The 680-nt window shown below is 41.3% G+C and carries 1 protein-coding gene; it reads left to right on the top strand.

The window, feature by feature from the left end:
* On the top strand, positions 1–680 hold a 680-nt coding region (locus tag FD17_RS13265), incomplete at both ends, for a hypothetical protein (RefSeq protein WP_162256788.1).

Raw genomic sequence — 680 nt, 5'->3', positions numbered from 1 at the left:
ATCTCCGGTCAACCTGTATTACACTGCCAATAGTGTGAATAATATTACTGTGAATGAAAACGATGTAAATTCAAACAATACAGTTAACACCGTTGAACCAAAGGGAAAGACTGGTGAAACGCTGAATCTGAATGATAACAAGAATCTGAATATTCCGGCGGGTTATCACAAAGCAACCGAGACTGAATTAAACGGCCATAAGCAGCCGGCCAACCCTGTTTATGACGTAACACCACAAACAGTTACGGTTTATGTTGCTGGCGATAAGAATACCAACATCAACGTTAACCTAGTTGATACTCATTCCAAGCAAACCATTAAGACAGAGGTACCTGAAGGCCACACCGGCGATGTCCTGAACTTGAACGATAAGTCCAAAGTACAAATTCCAGATGGATATCATCGTTCAGATCAATCTGAAATTCCTGATGGTAAGAAGCAGAGTGACAACCCAACGTACACCACTCAAAAACAGGATGTTCCAGTTTATGTAACGGGTAACACAATCAAAAACACTGATGCAAACGCAATAACGGTCAATCACTATATCCAAGATGACAAAGGACAAAAAACAACTAATGTCATCGGAAAAGTTGTGACAGTTGATGGTTATGTTGGCAAACAAGTAACCGTTGATCCTCAAGTGGCCCCTAATGTGATCCCTGGATATACGCCGGTAG

Origin of the sequence: Lentilactobacillus sunkii DSM 19904 (genome assembly GCF_001435575.1) — a bacterium.
Lineage (GTDB): Bacteria > Bacillota > Bacilli > Lactobacillales > Lactobacillaceae > Lentilactobacillus > Lentilactobacillus sunkii.
This window is presented reverse-complemented; position numbering and strand designations above follow the sequence as displayed.